The organism is Zavarzinia sp., from assembly GCF_041650655.1.
Lineage (GTDB): Bacteria > Pseudomonadota > Alphaproteobacteria > Zavarziniales > Zavarziniaceae > Zavarzinia.
In genome coordinates, this window is sequence record NZ_JBAZKR010000006.1 from 43,788 (window position 1) to 69,140 (window position 25,353).

Genomic DNA, 25,353 nt, shown 5'->3' on the forward strand with positions numbered 1-25,353 from the left:
CAGGGCTTGCACGTGAATGATGATTTACTGGATCTGATCGCCAGGGTCGACGGGACGCAGTCGGCAACGGCAGCGTTCGAGATCGCGGCGGCAGTGGCGCGGCGCTACGGCTACGAGTCGGGCGCCTGCATGGAAATCCCGCGGGTGAATCAATTGCCCGCGGACGCCCTGATGATCCTGCGGATGCCGCAGCCCTGGGTCGACCATTACGTGGCCAGCAATTTCGCCGTGGTGGACCCGGTGTTCCGCCGCGCGGCGACCGAATTGCTGCCCTTCACCTGGGCCGAGGCGTCGCAGGGGGTGAAGCCTTCGGCGCGCCGGGTGATGAACGAGGCGACCGACTTCGGCCTGCGCCACGGCCTGACCGTGCCGCTGCACGGGCCGGGCGGTTACCGGGCGGAATTGACCTTCGCCGGCACCGAGGTGGACGGCGATCCCCGGGTGCGCCGCCTGATTTCCCATCTGTCGCTGGCCGTGCTGGGCCGCGCCCACCAATTGGTGCGGGCGGCCCAGACCCCGGACCTGCCGACCCTGACCCAGCGCGAGCGCGAATGCCTGCAATGGGTGAGCGCCGGCAAGTCCGACTGGGCGATCAGCCAGATCATCGGCTTGAGCGAGGCGACGGTTCACTACTACATCGAGAACGCCAAGAAGAAATACGGCACCGCCAGCCGGACGGTAGCCTTGATGATGGCGATCAAGATGGGCGAAGTCGCCCCCTGATCGCCGGTCCGGCACGCCGTCCGGGCCGTTCAGGCGGCCGCGGCGAAACGGAGCTGCAGCACGGGATCGGGCACCCGGCGCTGGCGGCGCACGGTGTCCAGTGCGGCGGGGTCGATCGGCATGCGCACGCCGACCACATCGGTGCCCGCGATTTCCAGCACCGGACCCAGCACCTCGAGCTCCCAGTTCGCCACCTTGGCCATGGCGACCATGCGCCGCTCCATCACCGCGGTGATGCAGTCGAGGTCGCGCAGCATGGCGAATTCGATCATGCCGCAGGTCAGGGCTCCCCAGATCGTGCCCTGGGCATCACCCGAGCGGGCGAAGCCGGCGATACAGCTCCGGCTGCTTTCGTAGATTGCCGGGCTGCGCGGCACCGGGCCTGAGCAGAGCTGCGGGAAGACGTCGCCCAGGACATGGGGATCGGTGGTCGGGATCAGGCGCATCGAGCCGGCGACCCGGCCGAGCGCGTCGCGATAGACCAGATAGACCGTGCGTGGACCGTCGAACTGGTCGCTTTCCATGCCGTCCCGGGCGAGCGGCAGGTGCCAGCCCAATTCCTCGACGAAAACCTGGTGACGCAGGCGGAACATGGCGTCGAGGGTGGCCTGATGATGGGCGCGATTCCAAGGGCCGATGACATCGATCATGAAACGTCTCCAAGTTGTGACGGTTCATGAGACAATTTTTAGTTTGTTCGTTTCTCCTGCCTGATCAGAGGGGATTCCGAGATTTCTGGACGCTTCAGGCGTTCAGCCGGTGCGCCGCGCCATAGCCGGCGACCGCCTCGAGCAGATCGGCGACGGCACCGCGGGTCGCGGTAGAGGACACGCAGCCGAAGGCGGCGACGATGCGGCTGGCCAGATGGGACAATTCGCTGGCGTCGTCGATCGAGACGGCGGAGGCGCCGAGGGTGGTGGCGAATTGCACCAGGCGTTCGACCAGGCGGCCGTCGATGGCGCGCAGGATGGCCGCCATTTCCCGCAGTTCCGGCCGTTCCGCGGTTCCCGCCTCGATCGCTTCCAGGCGTTCGACGGCGAGCCCGGCGCGTTCCGCGACCAGATTCGACGAATAGCCGCGCACGGCGCGCAGGCCCCGCAGCCACTGGCCGACGGAGCGTTCCGCAGAGAGAAGAGAGAGATCGAATTCCAGCGCCACCATGGCCTCCCGTGCCCGCAAGAGAGAATCAAGGGTGCGCTACCCCGCAACTTGCCGCCCCCCTCTGATCAGAGGGGTTTTTCGCCGCCCGGCCGGGCTTCGGCCCGGGGGCATTTGCGAGTAAGCCGCAGTCGAATTCTACATTTGCCCGGAACGAGCGGGCAGGAAGCCCGGGATTCCGGCGCCTGCGGACCGGCGGCTGCGGCGGCGGGAACGCGAATTCACAAGGGCGGCGGGCTTGTTCAACCTGGAGTCGGAAATCCGGCGAAGGCCATGCCCGGCAAGGGCAGGCCACGAGACCGGCCACAGGGGGGAAGGGCATGAAGATGAAGGCGTGGGTCCTGGTCGGGGCCTTGGCGGGCCTGCTCGGCGCGATCACCGTCGAGGGGGCGGCGGCCAAGGTGGCGCAGTCCGAGGCGGACCGGCTGGACAAGGACCTGACGCCGATGGGCGCCGTGCGCGCCGGCAATGCCGACGGCTCGATTCCGCCCTGGACCGGCGGCATGACCGCGCCGCCCGCCGGCTACAAGCCGGGCATGCACTACCCGAACCCCTTTCCCGACGACAAGCCGCTGTTCACCATCACCGGCCAGAACTTGAAGCAATACGAGGCGCGCCTGACCACCGGCCAGATCGCCCTGCTGAAGCTCTATCCGACCTACAAGCTGCCGGTCTACCAGAGCCGGCGCAGCTGCACCCTGCCGCAGCGGGTGCTGGACGCCAACAAGCGGAATGCCGTCACGGCGACCATGACCGAGGACGACAACGGCCTGAACGACGCCTTGCTGGGCAATCCCTTCCCGATTCCGCAATCGGGGGTCGAGGCGATCTGGAACCATCGGCTGCGCTACCGCGGCTTCAAGGCGCGGCGCTGGTTCACCGCCGCCCTGGTGGCCCGCGACGGCAGCTACGACCTGGTGCGCGGCCACGACGAGGGCATCGCCCATTACAACGGCCCGGGCCTGAACAAGATCGGCGACGTGAGCGACATCAAGCAGCTCGACAACATCGCCATCTCCTACCTGAACTTCATCACCTATCCGCCGCGTTCGGCCGGGACCATCGTCCTGGTGCTCGACACGATCAACGCCAAGGAACTGCCGCGCCAGGCCTGGATCTACAACCCGGGCACAAGGCGCCTGCTGCGCGCCCCCGACATCGCCTATGACAATCCGGCGCCGCAGACCGACGGCCTCGCCCCCGCCGACACTTTCGACATGTATAACGGCGCGACCGACCGCTTCAGCTTCACGCTCCAGCCCAAGCGCGAGCTCTACATGGGCTACAACGCCTATGAGCTCGCCTCGGACAAATACAAATACAAGCAGATCCTGACCCCGAACCACATCAACCAGGACTTCAATCGTTACGAATTGCACCGGGCCTGGGTGGTCGAATCGAAGCTGAAGGAGGGCACCCGGCACATCTACGGGCGGCGCAGCTTCTACCTCGACGAGGACAGTTGGAACATCGTCATGATCGACGCCTACGACACCCATGGCGCGCTGTGGCGGATGCAGGAAGGCCCGCTGCTGAGCGCCTATGAGGTGCCGCTCTGTTCCTCGGCCGTGCAGATTTCCTACGACCTGCAATCGGGCAAATATCTGACTTTCGGCATGGTGAACGAGGAAAGGCCGGTCGACTTCGAGCCGAAGGACCTGGATTCCGCGGTCTTCTCGCCCGATGCCGTGCGACGGATGGGTTCGCAATAGGAGGCGCGGACCATGGCTCGCCGCCGCTTTCTGCTCGCCGCCGCCGGCTTGACCGCCATGGCGACCTCCGCCGCCGCCTATGACTTCGAACTGGGCGACGAGGTCACCGGCAGCGTCATCACCACGCTCTCGATCGGCGCCCAGATGCGCATGGCCGACCGCGACCCGCGCAACGTCGGCTATTATAACGGTGGCAGTTACACGCCCGCCGATTCAGACGACGGCAACCTGAATTTCGACAAATACGACCTGATCTCGCAGATCACCACGATCCGCAGCGAGGCACGCCTGAAGTGGCGCGACTTCTTCGCCACGGTGAGCGGCGAAGCCTTCGTCGATTCGGTCGCGCTGAACAATCACCTGGCGGCCAACGGCCCGGCCGAGCGGCCCTATCGTGGCCGCTATTCGCCCAATGCCCTGGACAAGGCGAATTGGGACGCCACGCTCCGCGAATGGTATGTCGGCGGCAATTTCAACCTGTTCGACAACAATCTCCAGGTCAAGATCGGCAGTCAGATCCTGAACTGGGGCGAGGCGCTGTTCACCCTGAACGGCATTTCGGTGATCAATCCGATCGACGTCACCAAGATTCTGACCCCGGGGGCGGAGCTGAAGGACGCGCTGATCCCGGTGCCCTTGATCAAGCTCGCCTACGAGCTGAACGACGGGCCGTCGTTCGAAGCCTTTTATCAGCTCGATTTCGAGCCGGCGCGGCTGCCGGTCTGCGGCAGCTTCCTGTCCTTCAACGACAATCTGTGCGAGGGGGCGAAGGGCACCTCGGTCTTCACCGATTTCGGCGACCGGCGGGAATATACGGTCGGGCGCGACAATGCCGCCGATTACGACAATCCGGCCCCGCCCTATGGCAGCGGGCCGCAGGCCCTTTCCGTCGGCATCCCGATCCACCGGCTGGACGATCCCCATGCCGGCGACTGGGGCCTCTCCATGCGCTATTTCGCGCCCGAGCTGAACAATACCGAGTTCCAATTCTATTATGTGAAGTACCGGAGCCGGCTGCCCTCGCTCTATTTCCAGGCGCCGGAGAGCTATGCCCAGGGCACCGGCCAGGTCGACCTGGCGCAGGCCCAGGCGGGTGCCCTCGGTTCCCTGGTCGGCACCCTGGGGCTCCAGCAGCAACAGGCGATCACCACGGCGCTCGGCGCCCTGGTGCCCGGCTTCGTGACCAGCGGCAATCTCGCCTCCGACCTGTTGAACCCGCTGATCGGTCCCGTGGCCGGGGCGGCGATCCAGCCGCCGATCGGCACCCTGCCGCGCTCGACTGTGCTGAAGAATCTCGATAACAGCGCCTTCTATGTCTATTACCCCGACAATCTCCAGATGCTGGGCATGGCTTTCAACACGACGGAGAATTGGACCGGCCTCGCCATCAACGGCGAGATTTCGTGGAAACACGACGTGCCGATCTTCATCTCCGCCCCGGCCTTCTTCGCCAAGTCGCTGGACCAGGTGGGCGGCATCCCGATCGACCAGGGCACGGCCAATGCGAAATTGCCGATCGGCCAGCCCACGATCGGCGGCCAGACCCTGCCGCTGGGTCCTGTCTATGTGAATAATTTCGGCATCGCGCCGATCGCCGACGGCCCGGCGGGCGAGACCTTCGACGACAGCCATGTCCCCGGCCGCCGGGTCTATGCCGACGAGCCGCACGACGTCTGGCAGGCGGCGCTGCGCCTGACCAAGATCTTCGGCGGCACCGATCCGATCGCCTCGCTGATCGGGGCGACCTCGGTCATCGCCCTGGTCGAATTCGGCGCGCTCCATGTCGACCTGCGCGACGGCTATCCTTACGGTGCCTATGGCCAGAACGGCTTTTCGGGCTTCTACAGCCGTTCCTTCGGCCTGCCGGGCGACAATCAGATCTCGCCCCCGGTGCCGGTGACCGACCTGGGCGATCCGTTCTGGAACACCGGCAAGACCCCGACCAAATGGTCCGGTGGGGTGCAGGGCCTCTTCGTCTTCGATTATCCGGACCTGGTGCCGGGGGTGAAATTGCAGCCTTCGGTGGCCTTTTCGACCGGCCTCTTCGGCATCACGCCGGCGCCGCTGCCGGGCTTCACCAAGGGCATGACCTCGATGCTGTTCGGCTTGCGCGGTGAATTCTCGCAGAGCTTCTCGGTCACCCTGAACTATTTCAAGTCCTTCGGGGCGGGCGGCGGGCCCAACGGCTCGCGCAATCCCTTCATCGACCGCGACTTCATCGGCATCGCCGCGACCTATCAGTTCTGAGGGGGAGGGGCGTTGCCGAGCATGATGCGGGCGACGAAATCGGCGATCGTATATTCGATGTCGGCACGGTCGATGTGGCGCGGACAATGCAGCACGGTCTCGATGATCGAGGCGCGCGACATCACCATGAGGACATAGGAGGCGGCTTCGGGCCTGGCGAAATTCAGCCGGTCACGGATCGAAGCCTGGGTCGCGGCCGAGATGGCGATCAGGCTGGCCGGCAGTTCGGCGACCGCCGGGATCTGCAGGGCGAAGGGGATCACCTCGAGGATCAGGCGGACCTTGACCCGATGCCGGTCGACGACCTCGAACAGGGCGGAGACCATGGCCTGGGCCGCGGCGGCCAGTTCGAGCTGGGCGCTGGCGGCCAGCCGCTCACCGACCTCGGCCAGCATGGCGTCGACCCATTGGGTGACGACGCGGGCGACGATCGCCTCCTTGTTCGGGAAATATTGGTAGAGCGAGCCGATGCCGACGCCGGCCCGTTCCGCGATCCGGTTCGTGGTGACCCTGTCGTAGGGCAGGGCGCAGAGCAGCTCGTCCGCCGCCTGGAGCATGGCCTCGACCGTCGCTTCCGCCCGGCGCTGGCGCGGGCGCTTCTTCATGTCGATCGCAAGGCCCCTGGCCATGGCGCGTCCCCCCACCTATTTTATGTGAGTATTTCACGCATTCTGCTCGCGTCGGCACGGGGTGCCAAGGGGTACCGCTTCGATGAACTTCCTGGCCATGGACGTGGAGACGGCGAATGGCGATACGGGCTCGATCTGCTCGATCGGCATCGCCCGTTTCGAGGACGGCAAGCTGGCCGGCGAATTCTATTCGCTGATCGACCCGCGGGACGATTTCTACGCCTTCAACATCTCCATCCACGGCATCACGCCCGAGATGGTGCGGGGCGCGCCGACCTATGAGGAACTGGCACCCGAACTGAACCGGATGCTGGACGGCACGGTGGTCGCCACCCATACCGCCTTCGACCGGGTCGCCACCGAACGGGCCTCGGCGCGCTGGCGGGTGGCGGAGCCCGAATGCCGCTGGCTCGATTCGGCCCGCATGGCGAGGCGGACCTGGGCCCATTGCGCGCGCCGGGGCTTCGGCCTGGCGCCGCTCGCCGCCATGATCGGCTATCGCTTCGAGCATCACCACGCGCTGGAGGATGCCAAGGCGGCCGGCCACGTGGTGCTGGCGGCCTTGGCCGAGTCGGGCCGGGGGATCGAGGAATGGCTGGCGCTTCAGGCGGCGCCGAGTGCTCCCATCCGATCGCGCCGGCGGGAGGACGTGCGCCGCCTGGGCGATCCCACCGGGCCGCTCTCGGGCCAGGTGGTGGTTTTTACCGGCACCCTCTCGATCGCACGGAAGGCGGCGGCCGACCTGGCGGCCCGGGCCGGCTGCGCGGTCGACAGCTCGGTTTCGCCACGCACCACCTTCCTGGTGGTCGGCGCCGACGAGGGGGGCAAGAGTTCGAAGCAACTCCGCGCCGAAGCGATGGCCGCCCAGGGCCATGCCATCCGCATCATCGACGAGGACGGCTTTCGCGCCCTATTGGCCCAGACATGAAAAAGGCCGCCCGGGTGGGCGGCCGTTTCGACTGACTGGTGCTGCTGGACAGGATTGAACTGTCGACCTCTCCCTTACCAAGGGAGTGCTCTACCACTGAGCTACAGCAGCGTTCCCGGTCAGGGCGCGGAAACTGCCACAGGCGGCGGCGATGCGCAAGCAGTCTATAGCTCTATTTCACCGGCTTCACGCCCGGCGGGGCCTGGAGCGTGCCCGGGGCCGACGAGGTCGGCCGGGGTGCTTCGCGGCCCTGGGGCTCGGGCGCCGAATGGGCGCCGGGCCGGGTCGAGACGTCGCCGCCCTGGACACCCTGGTCGGTCAGGGAATAGCCGCTGCCGCTCGGCATCGGCGCACGCGGGGCGGCGGTGCCCCCCGTGGTGCCGGTGGTGGTACCGCTGGCGCCGGTCGCACCCGGGCGGGTGGCGGGCGGGGTGCCGTTATTGTCGGGAATCACCGTGTCGGGCCGGCCGGCGATCGTATGGGTCTCGCCCGCCTCGAGGAGGCCGTCCTTGGTCCTGAGGTAGCCGAAATAGAGCAGGCCTCCGGCCCCGCCCAGAAAGGCCAGGGTGATCAGCACCAGGCCCCAGTCGGGACCGCGGCGGCGCTGCGGCGGCGGGCGCAGGCCTATGGGCTCGACCCGGCCGATGGCGCCGGGGCGCACGGCTTCGGGCTCGAGCCCGCGCATCGGGGGTTCATCGGTCAGACGGCGTACCATGGCGGGAGCAGACTCGATCTTTGTGGCCCTTGTGTGACGGCCAATCTATCGCATCGCAGCATCGCCGTCGATGGACGGCGGCGCATGGCTTGCTCCAGGATGGCGCGCAACAGAACGAGGATGTGCCGCTTGTCCCCACTCGCCCGAATCGAAATCCCCGCGCGCAGCGGCCATTTTTCCTGCCTGGCCGGGGGGCCGCCGATGGGGCAGGCACCACTCATCCATTTCGCCCATGCGACCGGCTTCAATGCCGAGACCTATGCGCCGCTGCTGGCGCAATTGTGCGACCGCTTTACGGTCCGGGCGGTCGATCTCCGGGGTCATGGCTTGAGCACCGTGCCGGCGGAGGCGGGCCGGCTCCGCTCATGGCTCCGCTATGTCCATGATCTCGTGCCGATTCTCCAGGGCTTCGGGCAGAAGGCCGTTCTGGCCGGCCATTCCATGGGCGGGGCGGTGAGCGCCGAACTGGCGGCGCTGCATCCCGATCTGGTGGCCGGGCTCCTGCTGATCGATCCCGCCGTGGTGCCGCGCGCCGCCGTGCCGGCCATGGCGCTGGCGCGGGCGACCGGCCTTGCAGGCAGGATGCCGCTGGCCGAGCGGGCGGCGCGGCGCCGGGCCGTCTGGGCCAGCCGCGAGGCCATGATCGAGGCTTGGCGCGGGCGCGGCGCCTTCAAGACCTGGACGCCCGGCTTCCTCGATGCCTATGTCCAGGGCGGCACGGTCGAGCAGGAGGACGGCACGGTGCGCCTCGCCTGCACGCCCGCCTGGGAAGCCAGGACCTTCTCGACCATCTCGCTGGCCTTCTGGCGCCGCATTTCCCGGGTGACCTGCCCGATCACCGCGCTTTATGCCGAGCATCAGTCGACCCTGCGGGCCGACGGCGCGCGGGCGCTCAAGGTGCTGCATCCGGACGCCGTGGTGGAACAGGTGCCGGGGACCAGCCATTTCATTCCGATGGAACAGCCGGAAAAGGTGGCTGCTGCCATCGATGCCCTCGTCGCGCGCATTTAGGACACAAAATCTGCTTGACTATTGGGCTCATTGTGCACATTATGGGTACATAATCACTACAGTCCCCGAAAGGCATAGCGATGAGCGACGCTCCCATCGATTGGCGCGGCGTCGAGCGGGACTATCGCCTGGGCCAGCTCTATCTGGCCGAAATCGCCGAGAGTTACGGCCTCTCGGAAGCTGCCCTGCGGCGGCGCGCGAAGGACGAAGGCTGGATCCGGGGCGGCGGTGACGCCGACCTCGCCGCGCGGCGCGGCTTCGAGGTGGCGCGGGCGCATCGCCGCCTGCTCGCCGACCTGCGCGAGACTTTGGGCCAGGTCCAGCAGGGCCTTCGCGATCACCTGGCGGCACCGACCGGGCCGCCGGAGGAGGGGCCTTTCGCCGCCGGGGCCGAGACCGTGGCCGGCCTGGTGCGCGCCCTCGGCACCACCGCCGAACGGCTGATCCGCCTGGAACGCCAGGCCTTCGGCCTCGACCGTAGCGACCAAGCGGGGGAGCAGGATGGCGACGGCGCCGAAATCCGCGAGCGCCTTCAGGGCCGCTTGTCTCGCCTCGCTGTCGGCCGAGACGCGGGCGGACTTCCTGAGGAGCCTGAGCCGGCGTGAGGCCGAGGCGCTGTTCTACGACTGGGAATTCTGGGCGCGGCCGAGCCAGCTGCCGCCCGAGGGAACGTGGCACGGCTGGCTGGTGCTGGCCGGGCGCGGCTTCGGGAAGACCAGGGCCGGTGCCGAATTCATCCGCGCCGAAGTGGAGGCGGGCCGGGCGCGGCGGATCGCCCTGGTGGGTGCCACCGCGGCCGATGCCCGCCAGGTGATGATCGAGGGGGAATCCGGCCTGCTGGCGATTTCGCCGCCCTGGATGAAGCCCCTGTGGGAACCGTCGAAGCGCCTGCTGACCTGGCCCAACGGCGCGGTCGCCACCGCCTTTTCGGCGGAGCGGCCGGGCCAGTTGCGCGGGCCGCAGCACGACCTCGCCTGGGCCGACGAGCTGTGCAAATGGCGCGATGCCGATGCCTGGGACCAGCTTTTGCTGGGCTTGCGCCTCGGCACGGCGCCGCGCTTCCTGGCGACCACGACGCCGAAGCCGAGCGGCCTGATCAAAGGCCTGCTGGGCGATCCCGGGGTTCGGGTGACGCGCGGCTCGACCTTCGACAATTGGGCCCATCTGGCCCCCAGCTTCCTGGCCGAAGTGGTGCGGCGCTATCAGGGCACCCGCCTCGGCCGGCAGGAGCTTCATGCCGAACTGGTCGAGGACGTGGCGGGCGCGCTCTGGACCCGGGGCCTGCTCGATGCCCGGCGGGCACCGCCTGCGGACGACTATGTCCGCGTCGTCGTCGGCGTCGACCCCGCCGTGGGCGCCGCGGGCGAGGACGAGGGGGCGGAGACCGGGATCGTGGTCGCGGCCCGGCGGCGCGACGGCACCGCCCTGGTGCTGGCCGACCTCTCCGGCCGGCTGGCGCCGACCACCTGGGCGCGGCGCGCGATCGAAGGATTTCGCCGCCATCAGGCCGACCGGCTGGTCGCCGAGGTGAACCAAGGCGGGGACCTCGTGGAGAGCCTGGTCCGGACGCTCGACCCCGCCGTGCCCTTCAAGGCGGTGCGTGCCGCCCGTGGCAAGGCGGTGCGGGCGGAGCCCATCGCCGCCCTCTATGAACAGGGCCGGGTCTTTCACGTCGCCGGGCTGGAGACGCTGGAAGACCAGATGTGCCGCTTCACGGCGAACGGCCCCGAGGGACCGTGCGACCGGGTCGATGCCCTGGTCTGGGCTCTGACCGACCTCATGACCGGGCCGGACGCGCCCGCGCCACGTCTGCGGAGATTGTAAGCCATGACGGAACGAAAGAACGGCCCGGCGCCGGCGCCGGGCCTGATCGCGCGCCTGCGCCGCCTGGTCCGGCCCGCGGAGATCCCGGTGCCGGAGACCCGGGCGGCGGGGCCGCTCGGCCGCGCCTTGATGGCCTGGTCGCCGCCCCAGGGGGCGCGCTGGACCGCCCGGCGTTACGCCACCCTGGCCGACGAAGGCTATGTCCGGAACGTCGTCGTGCACCGGGCGGTGGCGCTGGTCTCGCGCAGCGTCGCCGCGATCCCCTGGATCGCCCGGGACGGCGAGGGGCGGGAGGTTTCGGTGCCCGCCTTCGACGCCCTGATGGCCAGGCCCAACCCGCGCGACGAGGGGACCGCTTTCCGCGAAGCCCTGGCGGCGCAACTGCTGATCGCCGGCAATGCCTATGTCGAGGCGGTGGGGCCGCCCGGCCGGCCGCGCGAATTGCACCTGCTGCGCCCCGACCGGGTCACGGTGCAGGCGGGGCCGGGCGGTGTCCCGACCGGTTACGAGCACCGAGAGGGCGAGCAAGTCCGGCTGATCCCGGTCGACCCGCTGAGCGGCCGTTCCGCCATCCTGCACCTGAAGACCTTCCATCCGCTGGACGATTGGCACGGGCTCTCCTCGCTCGAGGCGGCGGCCCAGGCGATCGACCAGCACAATGCGGCCGGGGCCTGGAACAAGGCCCTGCTCGACAATGCGGCCAGGCCCTCCGGCGCCCTGGTCTATCAGCCGAAGGACGGACCGGCGGCCCTGGCGGACGACCAGTTCGAGCGCCTGAAGGCCGAGATCGCGGAACAATTCGAAGGCGCGCGCAACGCCGGCCGTCCCCTGCTGCTGGACGGCGGGCTCGACTGGAAGCCCCTGAGCCTCAGCCCGGCCGACATGGATTGGATCGCCGGGCGTAACGCGGCGGCGCGCGAAATCGCGCTCGCCTTCGGGGTGCCGCCCCAACTGGTCGGCGTGCCCGACGCCCAGACCTATGCCAACTACGCCGAGGCCCGCCTCGCCCTCTACGAGGACACGGTGGTGCCGCTGGCCCAGGCGATCGCGCGGGCCTTCGCCCGGGCTTACGGCCCCGGCTTCGGCATCGCCGGCCTGGAGCCCGACCTCGACGAGGTGCCGGCCCTGGAGCCCCGGCGCGCCGAACGCTGGGCCAAGGTCGCGGCCGCACAGGATCTGACCCGGAACGAGCGGCGCGCCGCCCTCGGTTACGGCCCCCTGCCCGAGGAGAATTGACCATGAGTTGCTACGAGGTGACGCGGCCCTTTCCCTGGTCGCTGAAGCGGCTGGCGCCGGATGGCAGTTTCGCCGGCTATGCCAGCCGCTTCGGCGTGACCGACGCCCAGGGCGACCGGGTGCTGCCCGGCGCCTTCCAGGCCAGCCTGAAGCGCTGGGCCGGGCTCGGCCATTGGCCGCCCTTCCTGTGGCAGCACGACATGGCCGAACCGATCGGCCGCCTCGACCTCGTCGCCGAGGACGAGCAGGGCCTTCGCGTCGAGGGTCGCCTGTCGCTGGAGACGGCGCGGGGGCGCGATGCCGTCGCCCTGCTCCGCCTCGGTGCGCTGGACGGGCTCTCGATCGGCTATTCGACCGTCGCCGCCGGCATCGCCGGGGACGGCGCCCGCCTGCTCAAGACGGTCGAGCTCCATGAGATCTCCCTCGTTACCCTGCCGGCCAACGAGGCGGCCAGGGTCGACTGGGTGAAATCCGCCGGCCCGGCGGCAGCGGCCAGCGCCGACAGCATCCTGGCCAACCTCCGCCGCGCCGCGGCGGCTCTTCGCTCCTGACACCGCCTCCCGGCGGTGGCGTTTCGCCCCTGAAAGGAACAACGATGACCGAACTTTCGACCGTGCATGCCGCGACCGACGAGCTGGCACGGACCTTCGCCGCCTTCCGGGCGGAGAACGACCGCCGTCTGGCCGAGATCGAGACCAAGGGCCGCGCCGACATCCTGACCACCGACAAGGTCGAGCGCCTGAACGCCGAAGTGGGCCGCCTGACCGATACGGTGGCCGCGCTGGAGACCGCCTATGCCCGGCCCGGCCAGGCCCGGGTGAAGGCCCGCGGTGCCGCGGCGGAGGCCCATGCCGCCGCCTTCTCCCTGTTCCTGCGCAAGGGCATCGACCACGAGCTGCCGGGCCTGGAGCGGAAGGCGATGAGCGTGATCAGCGATCCCGACGGCGGCTATCTGGTCGCCGCCGAAATGGCCGACCGCATCGTGACCCGCCTGCAGGAGGGAAGCCCGATCCGTCCGATCGCCTCGGTCATGACCATCACCGCCGATGCGGTCGAGGGCATGCTCGACCTCGGCGAGGCGGCCGCCGGCTGGGCCGGCGAGGTCGACGCCCGGAGCGAGACCACGACGCCGCCGGTCGCCCTCTGGCGCATTCCGGTGCACGAACTCTATGCCGAACCCCGGGTGTCGCAGAAGCTGCTCGACGACGCCAGTTTCGACGTCGAGGCCTATCTCGCCCAGAAGGTCGCGGAGAAGATGGGGCGGGCCGAGAATGCCGCCTTCGTCGCCGGCACGGGGGTCGGCCAGCCGCGCGGCTTCACCACCTATGCGACCGCGGCGACGGCGGATTCGGCCCGCGCCTGGGGCACGCTGCAGCATGTCGCGACCGGCGTGAACGGCGGCTTCGCGGCGAGCGCCCCGGCCGACGACCTGATCGAACTGACCTATGCCCTGAAGGCCGGCTATCGCAGCGGCGCCAGCTTCGTGATGGCGCGGGCGACCGCGGCCGAAGTGCGCAAGCTGAAGGACGAGACCAGCGGCCAGTACCTCTGGCAGCCCGGGCTCGCCGCCGGCCAGCCGGCCAGCCTGCTCGGCTATCCGGTGGTCGAGGCGGAGGACATGCCGGCGCTGGGCAACAGCTCGCTCTCGATCGCCTTCGGCAATTTCCGCGAAGGCTACGCCATCGTCGACCGTCAGGGCATCCGCACGCTGCGCGATCCCTATACCGCCAAGCCGCAGGTGAAGTTCTACACCACCAAGCGCGTCGGCGGCGACGTGCTCGATTTCGACGCCATCAAGCTGATGAAATTCGGCGCCTGAAGGAGAACAAAACATGACCATTCGCGATTTCTCCGGCCAGATCGCCGCCGCCCACAGCCTGGCGCCGGCGGTGCGCACCGCCAGTGCGACCGGCACCGCCGTGGACCTTCGGGGTTACGACGGCGCCACCGTGCTGTTCCATTTCGGCGCCTATACCGACGGCAGCCACACGCCGGGCCTCGAAGCCTCGGCCGACGGTGCGTCCTACAGCGCGGTGCCGGCCGGTCAGCTCAGCACCGCCTTCACCGCACTCGCCGCCGTGGGCGGGGCCAACAGCGTGCAGGCGGTCGGCTATCGCGGGCCGGGGCGCTATCTCCGCGCCGTGCTGACCGTCGCCGGGGCGACCAGCGGGGCCGCCAGTGCCGCCCAGATCCTGCGCGGTGACGGCGCCCGCCAGGGGGTGTGACATGGCGGGTCTGGAGCGTACCACCGGGCCGGCCATCGAGCCGCTCTCCCTCGCCGAGGCGAAGCTCCACCTCCGCCTCGACGGGGAGCAGGAAGACGACCTCGTGGCGGCGCTGATCCGCGCCGCGCGCGAGGCGGCGGAAGGCTTCACCGGGCGCGCCCTGATCGCCCAGGGCTTCCGCCTGTGGCTCGACCGCTGGCCCGCCGGGCGGCGCGCCCTGGACCTGCCCCGGCCGCCGCTGCTCGCGGTCGACGGTGTCTCCACCTTCGACGAGGACGACCAGGAGGCGGCGCTCGACCCCGCCCTCTGGCTCGCCGACCGCGTGGCGACGCCGGGCCGCCTGGTGCTGCGGGCGGGCGCTTCGGCGCCGCTCGCGGGGCGGGCGGCCAATGCCATCGCCGTCGATTACCGGGCTGGTTACGGCAGCGATCCGGAGGATGTCCCGGCACCGATCCGGCGCGGCATGGCGGTGCTGGTCGGCACTTTGTTCGAGAGCCGGGAAGTGGGCGGGCCGGCAGCCTTGCCGCTCGGCGTTCAGGCGCTGTGGGCGCCCTACCGCGTGGTGCGGCTGTGATCGGCACCTTACGCGAGCGGGTGACGTTCCAGCGCCCTGAGATCGGCGACGACGGGGCGGGCGGCGGTGCCCTTTCCTGGGCCGATGTCGCCACCGTCTGGGCCGCGGTCGAAGCCACCACCGGCAGCGAGCCGGTGGCGGCCGACGCGCGCCAGGCCCAAGTGACCTGGCGCATCACGATCCGCGCCAGGGCGGCGCTGTCGACCGACTGGCGCCTGCTCTGGCGCGGCATGGCGCTCGACATCCTGGCCGTGCTGCCGGCGCCCCGGCGCGACCTGGTCACCTTGCTCGCGCGCAGCGGGGCCGGGCAATGAGCGGGCCGGGCTTTGCCGCCACAAGGGCCGCGATCGAGGCTGCGGCCGGGGTCGCGGTCACGCGTGCCGCGGAACGCTTGGCGACACGGGTCGCGAATCAGGGTCTCGCCGTCATGGTCGAGGCCGCGGGGAGCGTGGCCAAGGTCTCCGTCACGGGTGCCCTGACACGCGAATATGGCAGTTTGAGCGTTCCGGCGGCGCCCGTGGTGGGCCCGGCGGTCGAAGCGATGCGCGGCGATTTCGCCGATCTCGCCGCGGAGAAGCTGAAGGAGGCGATCGATGGTGCCTGATGCCAGCCTCGCCCTGCAGCAGGCGCTGTTCGCCCGGCTCACCGCCGACGGCGCGCTCACCGCCCTGATCGGCCCCCGCCTGCACGACCGAAGGCCGGAGCCGGGCGGTTATCCCCAGGTCGTGATCGGCGAAGCGGACGTCGCCGACGATGGCAGTGCCACACGGAACGGCCAGCGTCACCTCCTGACCCTGCACGTCTGGTCGCGCTACCGCGGCCGGGCGGAGGCGAAGCAGATCCTGGGCCTGCTCGCCGCAGCCCTGCATCGCCAGCCGCCGGCCCTCGGGTCCGGGCTCGCCTGCATCTCGCTCAGGGTTCAGTCGACCGCCGTGCTCGACGAGGGCGACGGCGTCACCAGCCACGGCGTGCTCCGCCTGCTCGCCGTGACCGAGCCGGCCGACGCGCCCTAACCATCCGGAGTTTCCCCATGTCCAAGCAACGCGGCGATCTCTTCCTGCTCAAGGTCGATACCACCGGCTCGGGCGCCTATGTCACGGTCGCGGGCCTGCGCTCGACCGGGATCAAGGCCCGGCTGAAGACGGTCGACGTCACCTCGAAGGATTCGGCCGGCACGCGCGAACTGCTCGACGGTGCCGGCCTGCAATCCTTCACCTTCACCGGGGCCGGCGTGTTCGACAGCGGCACGGCGCATGACACGGTGCGGAGCCTGTTCCTCGGCCGCACCAGGCGGAACTGGCGGATCGCGCGGGGCGACGGATCGACGGTGACGGCGCCCTGCCTGGTCACCGCCCTCGACTATGCCGGCGACCACGACGGCGAGGAGACCTTCTCGGTCACCCTCGAATCCGCCGGCACTGTCACCTTCGCGTGAGGAGGCTGCGATGACCGAAGCCCATAACGCCGCCCGGGGCGAGGTCCTGGTCCGCCTCGGCGGCGTCGACCGCGTGCTGCGCCCGAGTTTCGAGGCCCTGGCCGAGACCGAGGCGATGGCCGGTTGCGGCATCGTCGCCCTGGCGCGGCGCTTCCTCGACGACAGCTACAGCCTGCGCGACGTGGTCGCCGTCCTGCTGCCGGCGCTGAAGGCCGGCGGGGGCGGCGAGGCGGCGGTGGGGGAGCTGGTGATCGAGAGCGGGCTGCTCCGCGTCGCACCCGCCTGTGCCGCCCTGCTGGCGGCGGCGCTGGCGCCGGGCGAGGGGGTGCCCAGCCCTTTGTGATCGGCGGGGTGGCGGAGGCGGCCGGGACCGCCATGGCGCTGTTCGGCTGGTCGCCGGGCCAAGCCTGGGCCGCCACCCCGCGCGATCTGATCGCGGCCCTCGCCGCCCGCATCGCCCTGCGCCGCCTGGTCCGGCCGGTGCCGGCCGGGCGGGCCGACCTCGACAATCTGAAAGCCCACCTGGGCGGGGAGTGAGGAACCATGCCGGTCGTCGACAGTCTGCTGGTCGAATTCGCCGCCGATCTCACCCCGCTCCGCCAGGCCTTCGGCGAGGCCGAGCAGATGGCCGGCAGCGCCGCCAGCGATCTCGCCACCGCCCTTGGTGGCGAGGGGAGCGATTCGGGCGTCTTCGACCTGCTCGCCCGCGGCGTGCAGAGTGCGGGCCAGACCATTCGCTCCACCCTGGTCGCCGCCATCTCGGGGACCGAGATCGAGTGGGACCAGGTGCTCTCGCGCATGGCCCTGAAACTCTCCGACCTCGTGCTGAACGACACGCTGAACAATGCCCTGGCCGCTCTCTCGGGGGCTGGCGAGACGGGCGGCGGCTCGACGGCGAGCGGGCTCGGCAACCTGCTGGGCAGCCTGTTCGGCGGCTTCCGGGCCGGTGGCGGGCCGGTCTCGCCCGATCGCGCCTATGTCGTCGGCGAGAACGGGCCGGAACTTTTCGTGCCCGACGGCGCAGGCGCGGTGCAGGCCGGGGCGGCCACGGGCGATGCCACGCCGCGCATCACGGTCAATATCTCGACGCCCGACATCGCGTCGTTCCGACAGAGCCAGGGCCAGGTGGCGGCGGCCATGGTGCGCGCCCTCGGCGCCGCCCGGCGTTATTCCTGAGGTGAACCATGAGTTTCCACGATGTCCGTTTTCCCCTCTCGGTCGCCTTCGGCTCGAGCGGCGGGCCGGAGCGCCGGGTCGAGGTGGTGACGCTGGCGAGCGGCCACGAGGAGCGGAACGCGCTCTGGGCCGGCTCCCGACGGCGCTACGACGCCGGCCTCGGGCTCCGCTCGGACGACGACCTGCACGCGGTGATCGCCTTCTTCGAGGCGCGCGGCGGCAAGCTCAACGCCTTCCGCTTCCGCGACTGGCTGGACTGGAAATCCTGCCCGCCGCTGGCCCAGGTCTCCATGCTGGACCAGCCGCTCGGCACCGGCGACGGCACGACCACGGTGTTTCAACTCGCCAAGACCTATGTCTCCGGCGGGCAGAGCCATGTCCGGGCGATCACGCGGCCGGTGGCCGGTACGGTCGTCGTCGCCAACGGCGGCGTGGCGGTGCCGGCGATCGGCCTCTCGCTCGACCCTGCGACCGGCATCGTCACTTTCGCGACGCCGCCGGCAGCGGGAGCCGTGCTCACCGCCGGTTTCGAATTCGATGTGGCCGTCCGTTTCGACCTCGACCGGCTGAGTCTGTCGCTGGCCGATTTCAGGGCCGGCCAAGTACCCTCCATTCCGCTGATCGAGGTGCTGCCGTGAAGACGCTCGACGCGGGCCTGGCCGCCCATCTGGCCGGCGGGGTCACCACGCTGGCGCGCTGCTGGCGGGTGATCCGGCGCGACGGTGTCGTGCTCGGCTTCACCGATCACGACCGCGACTTGACCTTCGACGGCGTGACCCATCGCGCCGCCAGCGGTTTCACCGCCTCGGCGATCCAGAGCGACCTCGGGCTTTCCGTCTCCAACCTCGATGTCGAGGGGGCGCTGTCCTCCGCCGCGATCGCCGAGGCCGACCTCGCCGCCGGCCGCTACGACGGTGCCGAATGCCTGGTTCATCTGGTGAACTGGCAGGATGTGAGCCAGCGCGTGCTGCTCCGTCGCGGGTGGATCGGCCAGGTGACGCGGGGGCGGAGCGGCTTTTCGGCCGAATTGCGCGGCCTCGCCGATGCCCTGGACCAGACCATCGGCCGGAGCTTCGAGCGGCGTTGCGCCTGGAACCTGGGCGATACCCGCTGCCGCGTCGATCTCTCCGGGCCGGGGCGCCGGGCGACGGTGACGGTCACGGCGGTGGCGAGCCGGATCGCCGTCGCGGTCGCCGGTATCGAAGCGTTTTCCGATGGCGTCTTCGACCAGGGCCGCCTGGTCTGGACCGGCGGCGCCAATGCGGGCCTGGAGGCCGAGGTCGTGGCCCAGCGCGGCGGCGCCCTGACCTTCCTGCTGGCGCCGCCCCGGGGGTTTGCGATCGGCGACACGGCGGAAGTGGCGATGGGCTGCGACCGGCGCTTCGCGACCTGCGTGGCGCGCTTCGGCAATGCGGTCAACTTCGGCGGCTTCCCGCACATGCCGGGCACCGACTTCGTCTATTCCTATCCGAACCAGGGGCAGGGCAATGACGGTTCCCGTCTCGGCTGAGGCGATCATCGCCGCGGCGCGCGCCTGGGCGGGCACGCCCTATCGCCACCAGGGCAGCCTCAGGGGCGTCGGCTGCGACTGCTTGGGTCTCGTGCGCGGGGTCTGGCGCGAGCTCTATGGCGGCGAGCCGGAACTTCCGCCCGCCTATGGTCCCGATTGGGCCGAGGCGCGGCGCCAGGAAACCCTGGCCGAGGCCGCGCGCCGCCATCTCGAGGAGATCGCACCGGACGTGGCCGCGGCGGGCGATGTGCTGCTCTTCGCCTATGGGCCGGGGCTGCCGGCCAAGCATTGCGCGATCAAGACCGGGCCTGCCCGCATGATCCATGCCTATCAGGCCCATCCCGTGGCCGAAGTGGCGATCGTGCCCTGGTGGGCGGCGCGGCTTCGCTTCGCCTTCCGTTTTCCGGGAAAGGTCTGACCATGGCGACATTGGTCCTCACCGCCGCGGCCTCGGCCCTGACGGCGGGTGCGCCCCTGTGGCTGGCGGCGGCCGCGACGGTGGCGGCTTCGGTCGCGGGGGCGGTCATCGACCAGAATCTGTTCGGTCGCACCACCGAGCGCGAAGGCCCGCGTCTGTCCGACCTCCAGGTGCAGAACTCGAACGAGGGGGCCGCCATTCCGGCGGTGGCGGGGCGCATCCGCCTGGCCGGCCAGGTGATCTGGGCCACCCGCTTCAAGGAAGTGGCGAGCACCAGCAGCAGCGGCGGCGGCAAGGGTGGGGGCGGGGGCTCGCGCCAGAAGGTCACGACCTACAGCTATTACGCCAATTTCGCGGTCGGCCTGTGCGAAGGTGCCATTGACCGGGTGTGGCGGGTCTGGGCCGACGGCAAGGTGCTCGACCTCTCGACCGTCACCATGCGGGTCTATCCGGGCGACCACGCGCAACTGCCGGACCCGCTGATCGAGGGGATCGAGGGCGCCGGCCAGGCGCCGGCCTATCGCGGCACCGCCTATGTCGTGTTCGAGGAACTGGCGATCGAAGCCTTCGGCAACCGCCTGCCCCAGCTCACCTTCGAAGTGACGCGGCGGGTGGCGCCTGCCGAGCCCGGGCTCGAAGACATGGTGCGCGCCGTCACCCTGATCCCGGCTTCGGGCGAATTCGCCTATGATACCCATGTGATCACCAAGGGCGGCTATGCCACGCCGTCCGGCACCCTGGTGCCGGAGAACAGGAGCGCCAGCGACACCAGGGCCGATCTCCTGCCGGCGCTCGACGATCTCGCGGCCGCCTTGCCCGCCGTGCGCCGGGTCTTTCTCACCGTCGGCTGGTTCGGCGACGACCTGCGCGCCGGTCACTGCACGATCCGCCCGCGCGCCGAACTGGCATCGAAATTCACCTTCGACGGGCGCGCCGCGGTCACTTGGCGCGTCCACGGCCAGGACCGGGCGGCGGTCCCTGCCATTTCGATCGATCCGGCGAGCGGGCGCATCGCCTTCGGCGGCACGCCGGACGACCGCTCGCTCGTGCGGGCGATCCGCGAGCTGAAGGCGCGCGGCTATCAGGTGGTGATCTATCCCTTCCTGTTCATGGACATCGCCGCCGGCAATACGCTGCCCGACCCCTATTCGGACCATGGTGCGGGAAGCGGCCAGCCGGCCTATCCCTGGCGCGGGCGGATCACCGCCGCCGTCGCACCGGGTTACGCCGGCAGCCTGGACGGCAGTGCTGCTGCGGCGGTGGAAGTGGCGGCCTTCCTGGGCAGTGTGACGCGCGGGCAGGTCGCTGTCTCGGTCGGGGCGGGGGATGCCGTCGGCGTTTCCTATTCGGGGCCGGCGGAATGGTCCTATCGCCGCATGATCCTGCATTACGCCAAGCTGGCGGCGGCGGTGAACGCGCTCGATCCCGGCGCCGTCACCGGCTTCCTGCTCGGTTCCGAACTGCGCGGGCTGACCACGCTTCGCGATGCGGCGGGTTCCTATCCCTTCGTCGCGGGACTGCGCACCCTGGCGGCGGATTGCCGGGCGGTGCTCGGCCCCGGCGTCGCCCTCACCTATGGCGCGGACTGGAGCGAATATTTCGGCCATCAGCCGGCGGACGGCAGCGGCGACGTCCGCTGCCACCTCGATCCCCTGTGGGCGGATCCGGCGATCGACGCGGTCGGTATCGACAATTACCTGCCGCTGGCCGACTGGCGCGACGGCGACGCCCATCTCGACGCCCTCGCCGGCTTCGGCGGGCCGCAGGACGCCGCCTATCTCGACGCCAATGTCGAGGGCGGCGAGCGTTTCGACTGGTATTATGCGAGCGATGCCGACCGTGCCACCCAGCGGCGCACGCCGATCACCGACGGCGCCTATGGCAAGCCCTGGGTGTTCCGCCCGAAGGACTTCCGCGCCTGGTGGTCCAATGTCCATCACGAGCGGCCGGGCGGCAGCGAAGCGGCGAGCCCGACCGCCTGGGTGCCGATGTCGAAACCGCTCTGGTTCACCGAACTCGGCCTGCCCAGCGTCGACCGCGGCGCCAATCAGCCGAATGTCTTCTATGATCCGAAATCGTCCGAATCCGCACTGCCCTATTTCTCCGCCGGTGCGCGCGACGACATCGGCCAGCGCAAGGGTCTGGAAGCCTGGCTCCGCCGCTTCGGTCCGGATAGTGCGAGCAATCCGGTCTCGCCCCTCTATGGCGGGCGCATGGTCGGGGAGATCGCGGTCTGGACCTGGGACGCGCGGCCCTTCCCGGCCTGGCCGGCGCGCGACGACCTCTGGGGCGACGGCGATCTCTGGCCACTCGGCCATTGGCTCAACGGCAAGGTCGGGCTGGCCGACCTGGGCGGCCTCGTCACCGAGATCTGCGCCCGCGCCGGGCTCGACGCCGGGCGGATCGACGTGAGCGCCTTGCGCGGTGTCGTCACCGGTTACCTGCGTGACCGGGCGGTCAGCCCGCGCAGCGAGATCGAGAGCCTGATGCAGGCCTTTTCCTTCGACGCGGTGGAGAGCGGCGGCGTCCTCCGCTTCCTGCACCGGGGCGGCGAGCCGCACACCGCCCTGACCCTGGCCGATCTCACCGAGGCGAAACAGGGCGAGAGCGACCTCACGGTGGTCCGCGCCCAGGACATCGAACTGCCGGCCGAAGTCGCCATTTCCTATGTCGACGGCCAGCGCGACTATCGCTCGTCGTCGGTCACCAGCCGGCGGCTCGCCGGCGGGGCACGTGGGCGGCGTCAGCTCGCCTTGCCGCTGGTGCTCGACGAGGGCCAGGCCTTGGGCATCGCCGAGCGCCTGCTGATCGAGGCCTGGACCGGACGGGATGCCCTGCGTTTCGCCCTGCCGCCGTCCCTGCTGCGGCTCGATCCGGGCGACGTCGTCACCCTGGAGACCGGCGTGGAGCGCCGTATCCTGCGCATCGGCCGGATCGTCGACGAGGGGACGCGGCGGATCGAGGCGGTGACGGTCGAGCCGGCCAGCCACCGCCTGGCTCTGCCGAGCGGCAGGCCCGGCGGGCTCGCCACCCTGACCCCGCCGGCCGGCCTCGCCTTCGCCATCCTCGACCTGCCGCTGATCGACGAGACGGTGGCCGGTCACCGGCCCTTCGCGGCGGCAGCGACCAGCCCGGCGGCAGCGGTCGCGGTCACCAGCTCGATCGGCGGCGACACATTCGCCGCCAATGCCGTGCTGCCCCTGTCCGCCACCATGGGGGTCACCACCTATCCGCTCTACGACGGCCCGGCCGACTTCTGGGACGAGGGCAACGTCCTGGGCGTCGAGCTTTTTGCCGGCACCCTCGCCAGTGTTCCGCGCGATGCCGTGCTGAGCAGCGATGCCAATGCGCTCGCCGTGCTGAACCCCGACGGCGAGTGGGAAATCCTGCAGTTCGCCGAGGCCGCGCCGGTGAGCGCCCGGCGCTACGACCTGCGTGGCTTGCTGCGCGGGCGCCTCGGCACCGAGCAGGCGATGCGGGCGCCGGTGCCGGCGGGTGCCATGGTGGTGCTGCTCGACGGTGCGCTGCGCCCGCTCGAGCTGACCCTGGCCGACCGCAATGTGGCGCGTCTCTACCGCTACGGGCCGGCGGCGCTGCCCGAAGCCGATCCGTCGTGGGAAGAGACGAGTTTCACGGCGCGGGCCGTGGGGCTTCGGCCCTATGCCCCGGCCCATGTTACGGGGACGCGCGACGGCGCCGGCAACCTGACGATCCGCTGGATCCGGCGGACCCGGAGCGGCGGCACCTGGTGCGACAGCACGGACGTGCCGCTGGCCGAAGAGGCCGAGCGCTACGAGGTCGACATCCTGGACGGCGCCGGCCCCGCGGTGAAGCGCACGATCGCCGCCACCGCCCCCGAAGCCGTCTATACGGCGGCCGAGGCGGCAGCCGATTTCGGCTGGGTGCCGTCGGTCGTGGTGCTGCGGGTGTTCCAACTCTCGGCCATGGTCGGCCGCGGCCCGGGCGCCACCGCCACGATCTGATCCCTTCCTTCTAGCGAGGTGACCCATGGCGACGCCACGTCTGGCCATGCCCTATATCGTGCAGTCCCAGGCCCAGAAGGAGGTGACCCACAACGGTGCCCTCAATCTGCTCGACATCGCGGTAGCGGCCACGGTGCTCGACCGCGACCTGGGCACCCCGCCGGCGAGCCCCTCCCAGGGTGACTGCTACCTGGTGGCGGCATCGCCGAGTGATGCCTGGGCCGGGCGGGCAGGGCAGATCGCCGCCTGGATCGGCACCGGCTGGGTCTTCCTGGCGCCGCCGGCCGGCCTCGTCGTCCATGTCCTGGACGAGGCCCTGTCGCTGCTCTGGAACGGCACCGCCTGGGTCGGTCTCGGCGAGGTCTGCGGCCTCGGCCCGGCGCTCGACGCCAAGCTCGACGACGCCCAGGCGAGTAGCTTCGGCCTCGTCCTGCTGGGTGCCGCCGATGCGGTGGCGGCGCGGGCCACGCTGGCACTGGGGGGGCTCGCCACCAGGTCGGCGGTCGATCTTTCGGGCGCGGAGGCCATGGGCACGCTGGCCTCGGCCCGGCTGCCCGCCCTCTTGGCGGCACTCGCTGGACTGTCGACCGCGGCCGACCAGGTGATCTATGCGACCGGCAGCAATGCCTTCGCAACCACCGCCCTGGGCAGTCTCGGCCGCGATCTGCTGGCGGGCGCGAGTGCCGCGGTCATGCGCGCCACCTTGGGTGCCGCGGCTTCCGGCGCCAATGGCGACATCACTTCGACCAGCGCGCTCGCCACCGTCAACGGGGCGCTCGCGGTCACCGGCCGGCTGAAGGCGACGGGTCACCCCGTGCGCCTGGACCGGCTGCCACCCGCTGCCGTGCTGCGCTCGATCTATGCCAGCCACAAGAAGCTCGCGGCCGGCACGCGCGACGGCCTCGCGCCGGTCGCGACGGCGGACGGCGTGACCGGCGCGGCCGGGACCTATCCCGGCGGCGGTGCCTTCCGGGGCGGCCTGTTGCTGCCGGACGGCCGGGTCTTCTGCGTGCCCTGCAACTCGACCTTGGCCCGGATCTACGACCCGGCGAGCGATACGCTGACGACGCCCACGGGGACCTATCCCGGCAGCAGCGCTTTTCGGGGTGGCGTGTTGCTGTCGGACGGCCGGGTCTTCTGCGTGCCCTATAACGCGACTTCCGCCCGGATCTACGACCCGGCGAGCGACACCGTCTCCACACCAGGGGGTAGCTACCCTGGCAGCGCGGCCTTCGCGGGTGGCGTGCTGTTGCCGGACGGCCGGGTTTTCTGCGTGCCCTACAATGCGACCTCGGCCCGGATCTACGACCCGGCGAGCGATACCGTCTCCACGCCGGCGGGCACCTACCCTGGCAGCGCGGCCTTCGCGGGCGGCGTGTTGTTGCCGAACGGCCGGGTCTTCTGCGTGCCCTGCAACGCGACCTCGGCCCGGATCTACGACCCGGCGAACGACACGCTGACGACGCCCACGGGGACCTATTCCGGTGTGTCCGCCGCTTTCATCGGCGGCGTGCTGCTGCCGGACGGCCGAGTCTTCTGCGTCCCCTCCAGGGCGAGTGCGGCCAATATCTACGATCCGGTGAGCGACACGTTGACGACGCCCACGGGGACCTATCCCGGTGGCAGCGGTGCCTTCATCGGCGGCGTGCTGCTGCCGGACGGCCGGGTCTTCTGCGTGCCCTATGACTCGACCTCGGGCCGGATCTACGACCCGGTGAGCGACACGCTGACCACGCCCGCGGGGACCTATCCCGGCAGCAGCGCCTTCTACGGCGGCGTCCTGACCTTGGACGGTCGGGTCTTCTGCGTTCCCTATGGTTCGACTGCGGCCCAGCTCGTCGTCGGCGCC

Annotated in this window: 28 protein-coding genes and 1 tRNA gene; 24 read left to right on the top strand and 5 right to left on the bottom strand. The window is 70.3% G+C overall.

What is annotated here, in order from left to right:
- Positions 1–12: 12 nt before the first annotated feature.
- Entirely contained in the window at positions 13–723 is a 711-nt protein-coding gene (locus WC493_RS02400) for a LuxR family transcriptional regulator (protein ID WP_373062136.1), read from the top strand.
- Between the two features lie 29 nt (positions 724–752).
- Here WC493_RS02400 and WC493_RS02405 read toward each other — a convergent pair whose 3' ends face one another.
- Together WC493_RS02405 and WC493_RS02410 are read right to left on the bottom strand one after the other, a co-directional pair.
- On the bottom strand, positions 753–1,373 hold the full coding sequence (locus WC493_RS02405; protein WP_373062138.1) for an acyl-homoserine-lactone synthase: 621 nt from the start codon (positions 1,371–1,373) through the stop codon (positions 753–755).
- 94 nt (positions 1,374–1,467) lie between these two features.
- Positions 1,468–1,884, bottom strand: a complete 417-nt coding sequence (locus WC493_RS02410) for a helix-turn-helix domain-containing protein (RefSeq protein ID WP_373062140.1) — start codon at positions 1,882–1,884, stop codon at positions 1,468–1,470.
- 317 nt (positions 1,885–2,201) lie between these two features.
- Here WC493_RS02410 and WC493_RS02415 point away from each other — a divergent pair, with 317 nt between their 5' ends.
- Together WC493_RS02415 and WC493_RS02420 are read left to right on the top strand one after the other, a co-directional pair.
- Positions 2,202–3,593 (top strand): DUF1329 domain-containing protein, encoded by a 1,392-nt coding sequence (locus WC493_RS02415; RefSeq protein ID WP_373062142.1) that lies wholly within the window; start codon positions 2,202–2,204, stop codon positions 3,591–3,593.
- Between the two features lie 12 nt (positions 3,594–3,605).
- Entirely contained in the window at positions 3,606–5,840 is a 2,235-nt protein-coding gene (locus WC493_RS02420) for a DUF1302 family protein (RefSeq protein WP_373062144.1), read from the top strand.
- Here WC493_RS02420 and WC493_RS02425 read toward each other — a convergent pair.
- Positions 5,831–6,469 carry a TetR/AcrR family transcriptional regulator gene (locus WC493_RS02425; RefSeq protein WP_373062146.1) on the bottom strand — a complete coding sequence of 213 codons (639 nt, stop codon included), beginning with the start codon at positions 6,467–6,469 and terminating at the stop codon, positions 5,831–5,833. The genes WC493_RS02420 and WC493_RS02425 overlap by 10 nt on opposite strands.
- A gap of 82 nt (positions 6,470–6,551) precedes the next feature.
- Between WC493_RS02425 and WC493_RS02430 the strand changes: the two genes are divergently transcribed.
- A complete protein-coding gene (locus WC493_RS02430) occupies positions 6,552–7,397 on the top strand; it encodes an exonuclease domain-containing protein (protein ID WP_373062148.1) in 846 nt (281 codons plus the stop codon).
- A gap of 36 nt (positions 7,398–7,433) precedes the next feature.
- Here the strand turns inward: WC493_RS02430 and WC493_RS02435 are convergent.
- Both WC493_RS02435 and WC493_RS02440 read right to left on the bottom strand, forming a co-directional pair.
- A tRNA-Thr gene (locus WC493_RS02435) sits at positions 7,434–7,508 on the bottom strand.
- A 61-nt stretch (positions 7,509–7,569) separates the two neighbouring features.
- Positions 7,570–8,082: a hypothetical protein gene (locus WC493_RS02440; protein ID WP_373062150.1), complete on the bottom strand. Its 513-nt coding sequence runs from the start codon at positions 8,080–8,082 to the stop codon at positions 7,570–7,572.
- Between the two features lie 231 nt (positions 8,083–8,313).
- On the opposite strand from WC493_RS02440, the gene WC493_RS02445 reads away from it, so the two are divergent.
- The 20 genes from WC493_RS02445 to WC493_RS02540 form a co-directional block, all read left to right on the top strand.
- The gene (locus tag WC493_RS02445; protein ID WP_373062152.1) at positions 8,314–9,123 is read left to right on the top strand and encodes an alpha/beta fold hydrolase; all 810 of its coding nucleotides are present in this window, start codon (positions 8,314–8,316) and stop codon (positions 9,121–9,123) included.
- Between the two features lie 80 nt (positions 9,124–9,203).
- Positions 9,204–9,728, top strand: coding sequence for a hypothetical protein (locus WC493_RS02450; protein ID WP_373062154.1), 525 nt, complete (start codon positions 9,204–9,206; stop codon positions 9,726–9,728).
- Positions 9,625–10,947, top strand: coding sequence for a DNA-packaging protein (locus tag WC493_RS02455; RefSeq protein WP_373062156.1), 1,323 nt, complete (start codon positions 9,625–9,627; stop codon positions 10,945–10,947). Before WC493_RS02450 ends, WC493_RS02455 begins: the two co-directional genes overlap by 104 nt.
- Before the next feature lie 3 nt (positions 10,948–10,950).
- Positions 10,951–12,183 (top strand): phage portal protein, encoded by a 1,233-nt coding sequence (locus tag WC493_RS02460; RefSeq protein WP_373062158.1) that lies wholly within the window; start codon positions 10,951–10,953, stop codon positions 12,181–12,183.
- A gap of 2 nt (positions 12,184–12,185) precedes the next feature.
- Entirely contained in the window at positions 12,186–12,734 is a 549-nt protein-coding gene (locus WC493_RS02465; RefSeq protein ID WP_373062159.1) for an HK97 family phage prohead protease, read from the top strand.
- A 44-nt stretch (positions 12,735–12,778) separates the two neighbouring features.
- The gene (locus tag WC493_RS02470; RefSeq protein ID WP_373062160.1) at positions 12,779–14,002 is read left to right on the top strand and encodes a phage major capsid protein; all 1,224 of its coding nucleotides are present in this window, start codon (positions 12,779–12,781) and stop codon (positions 14,000–14,002) included.
- Positions 14,003–14,015: 13 nt separating this feature from the next.
- Entirely contained in the window at positions 14,016–14,408 is a 393-nt protein-coding gene (locus tag WC493_RS02475) for a hypothetical protein (protein WP_373062163.1), read from the top strand.
- A gap of 1 nt (position 14,409) precedes the next feature.
- A complete protein-coding gene (locus WC493_RS02480) occupies positions 14,410–14,982 on the top strand; it encodes a head-tail connector protein (RefSeq protein WP_373062165.1) in 573 nt (190 codons plus the stop codon).
- Entirely contained in the window at positions 14,979–15,296 is a 318-nt protein-coding gene (locus WC493_RS02485) for a phage head closure protein (protein WP_373062167.1), read from the top strand. Before WC493_RS02480 ends, WC493_RS02485 begins: the two co-directional genes overlap by 4 nt.
- Positions 15,293–15,586 carry a hypothetical protein gene (locus WC493_RS02490; protein WP_373062169.1) on the top strand — a complete coding sequence of 98 codons (294 nt, stop codon included), beginning with the start codon at positions 15,293–15,295 and terminating at the stop codon, positions 15,584–15,586. The genes WC493_RS02485 and WC493_RS02490 overlap by 4 nt, the downstream gene beginning before the upstream one ends.
- The gene (locus WC493_RS02495; protein ID WP_373062171.1) at positions 15,576–15,995 is read left to right on the top strand and encodes a DUF3168 domain-containing protein; all 420 of its coding nucleotides are present in this window, start codon (positions 15,576–15,578) and stop codon (positions 15,993–15,995) included. Before WC493_RS02490 ends, WC493_RS02495 begins: the two co-directional genes overlap by 11 nt.
- 17 nt (positions 15,996–16,012) lie before the next feature.
- Positions 16,013–16,417: a phage major tail protein, TP901-1 family gene (locus WC493_RS02500; RefSeq protein ID WP_373062173.1), complete on the top strand. Its 405-nt coding sequence runs from the start codon at positions 16,013–16,015 to the stop codon at positions 16,415–16,417.
- Between the two features lie 10 nt (positions 16,418–16,427).
- On the top strand, positions 16,428–16,760 hold the full coding sequence (locus WC493_RS02505; RefSeq protein WP_373062175.1) for a GTA-gp10 family protein: 333 nt from the start codon (positions 16,428–16,430) through the stop codon (positions 16,758–16,760).
- 8 nt (positions 16,761–16,768) lie between these two features.
- Entirely contained in the window at positions 16,769–16,954 is a 186-nt protein-coding gene (locus tag WC493_RS02510) for a phage tail assembly chaperone (RefSeq protein WP_373062177.1), read from the top strand.
- Between the two features lie 6 nt (positions 16,955–16,960).
- The gene (locus WC493_RS02515) at positions 16,961–17,593 is read left to right on the top strand and encodes a hypothetical protein (RefSeq protein ID WP_373062179.1); all 633 of its coding nucleotides are present in this window, start codon (positions 16,961–16,963) and stop codon (positions 17,591–17,593) included.
- 8 nt (positions 17,594–17,601) lie between these two features.
- A complete protein-coding gene (locus tag WC493_RS02520; RefSeq protein ID WP_373062181.1) occupies positions 17,602–18,231 on the top strand; it encodes a TIGR02217 family protein in 630 nt (209 codons plus the stop codon).
- Positions 18,228–19,103, top strand: coding sequence for a DUF2163 domain-containing protein (locus tag WC493_RS02525; RefSeq protein ID WP_373062183.1), 876 nt, complete (start codon positions 18,228–18,230; stop codon positions 19,101–19,103). Before WC493_RS02520 ends, WC493_RS02525 begins: the two co-directional genes overlap by 4 nt.
- Positions 19,081–19,521, top strand: a complete 441-nt coding sequence (locus WC493_RS02530) for an NlpC/P60 family protein (RefSeq protein WP_373062185.1) — start codon at positions 19,081–19,083, stop codon at positions 19,519–19,521. The genes WC493_RS02525 and WC493_RS02530 overlap by 23 nt, the downstream gene beginning before the upstream one ends.
- 2 nt (positions 19,522–19,523) lie before the next feature.
- Positions 19,524–23,504, top strand: coding sequence for a glycoside hydrolase TIM-barrel-like domain-containing protein (locus WC493_RS02535; RefSeq protein ID WP_373062187.1), 3,981 nt, complete (start codon positions 19,524–19,526; stop codon positions 23,502–23,504).
- Positions 23,505–23,529: 25 nt separating this feature from the next.
- On the top strand, positions 23,530–25,353 hold a 1,824-nt coding region (locus WC493_RS02540; RefSeq protein ID WP_373062189.1), incomplete at its 3' end, for a DUF2793 domain-containing protein.

Excerpts from the sequence above, each read along its gene's own strand:
- WC493_RS02430 (WP_373062148.1), top strand. The coding sequence starts at position 6,552 with ATGAACTTCCTGGCCATGGACGTGGAGACGGCGAATGGCGATACGGGC.
- WC493_RS02460 (WP_373062158.1), top strand. The coding sequence starts at position 10,951 with ATGACGGAACGAAAGAACGGCCCGGCGCCGGCGCCGGGCCTGATCGCG.
- WC493_RS02420 (WP_373062144.1), top strand. The coding sequence starts at position 3,606 with ATGGCTCGCCGCCGCTTTCTGCTCGCCGCCGCCGGCTTGACCGCCATG.
- WC493_RS02535 (WP_373062187.1), top strand. The coding sequence starts at position 19,524 with ATGGCGACATTGGTCCTCACCGCCGCGGCCTCGGCCCTGACGGCGGGT.
- WC493_RS02450 (WP_373062154.1), top strand. The coding sequence starts at position 9,204 with ATGAGCGACGCTCCCATCGATTGGCGCGGCGTCGAGCGGGACTATCGC.
- WC493_RS02410 (WP_373062140.1), bottom strand. The coding sequence starts at position 1,884 with ATGGTGGCGCTGGAATTCGATCTCTCTCTTCTCTCTGCGGAACGCTCC.
- WC493_RS02475 (WP_373062163.1), top strand. The coding sequence starts at position 14,016 with ATGACCATTCGCGATTTCTCCGGCCAGATCGCCGCCGCCCACAGCCTG.
- WC493_RS02480 (WP_373062165.1), top strand. The coding sequence starts at position 14,410 with ATGGCGGGTCTGGAGCGTACCACCGGGCCGGCCATCGAGCCGCTCTCC.
- WC493_RS02405 (WP_373062138.1), bottom strand. The coding sequence starts at position 1,373 with ATGATCGATGTCATCGGCCCTTGGAATCGCGCCCATCATCAGGCCACC.
- WC493_RS02490 (WP_373062169.1), top strand. The coding sequence starts at position 15,293 with ATGAGCGGGCCGGGCTTTGCCGCCACAAGGGCCGCGATCGAGGCTGCG.
- WC493_RS02455 (WP_373062156.1), top strand. The coding sequence starts at position 9,625 with ATGGCGACGGCGCCGAAATCCGCGAGCGCCTTCAGGGCCGCTTGTCTC.
- WC493_RS02530 (WP_373062185.1), top strand. The coding sequence starts at position 19,081 with ATGACGGTTCCCGTCTCGGCTGAGGCGATCATCGCCGCGGCGCGCGCC.
- WC493_RS02515 (WP_373062179.1), top strand. The coding sequence starts at position 16,961 with ATGCCGGTCGTCGACAGTCTGCTGGTCGAATTCGCCGCCGATCTCACC.
- WC493_RS02520 (WP_373062181.1), top strand. The coding sequence starts at position 17,602 with ATGAGTTTCCACGATGTCCGTTTTCCCCTCTCGGTCGCCTTCGGCTCG.
- WC493_RS02495 (WP_373062171.1), top strand. The coding sequence starts at position 15,576 with ATGGTGCCTGATGCCAGCCTCGCCCTGCAGCAGGCGCTGTTCGCCCGG.
- WC493_RS02465 (WP_373062159.1), top strand. The coding sequence starts at position 12,186 with ATGAGTTGCTACGAGGTGACGCGGCCCTTTCCCTGGTCGCTGAAGCGG.
- WC493_RS02425 (WP_373062146.1), bottom strand. The coding sequence starts at position 6,469 with ATGGCCAGGGGCCTTGCGATCGACATGAAGAAGCGCCCGCGCCAGCGC.
- WC493_RS02500 (WP_373062173.1), top strand. The coding sequence starts at position 16,013 with ATGTCCAAGCAACGCGGCGATCTCTTCCTGCTCAAGGTCGATACCACC.
- WC493_RS02505 (WP_373062175.1), top strand. The coding sequence starts at position 16,428 with ATGACCGAAGCCCATAACGCCGCCCGGGGCGAGGTCCTGGTCCGCCTC.
- WC493_RS02470 (WP_373062160.1), top strand. The coding sequence starts at position 12,779 with ATGACCGAACTTTCGACCGTGCATGCCGCGACCGACGAGCTGGCACGG.
- WC493_RS02440 (WP_373062150.1), bottom strand. The coding sequence starts at position 8,082 with ATGCGCGGGCTCGAGCCCGAAGCCGTGCGCCCCGGCGCCATCGGCCGG.
- WC493_RS02415 (WP_373062142.1), top strand. The coding sequence starts at position 2,202 with ATGAAGATGAAGGCGTGGGTCCTGGTCGGGGCCTTGGCGGGCCTGCTC.
- WC493_RS02445 (WP_373062152.1), top strand. The coding sequence starts at position 8,314 with ATGGGGCAGGCACCACTCATCCATTTCGCCCATGCGACCGGCTTCAAT.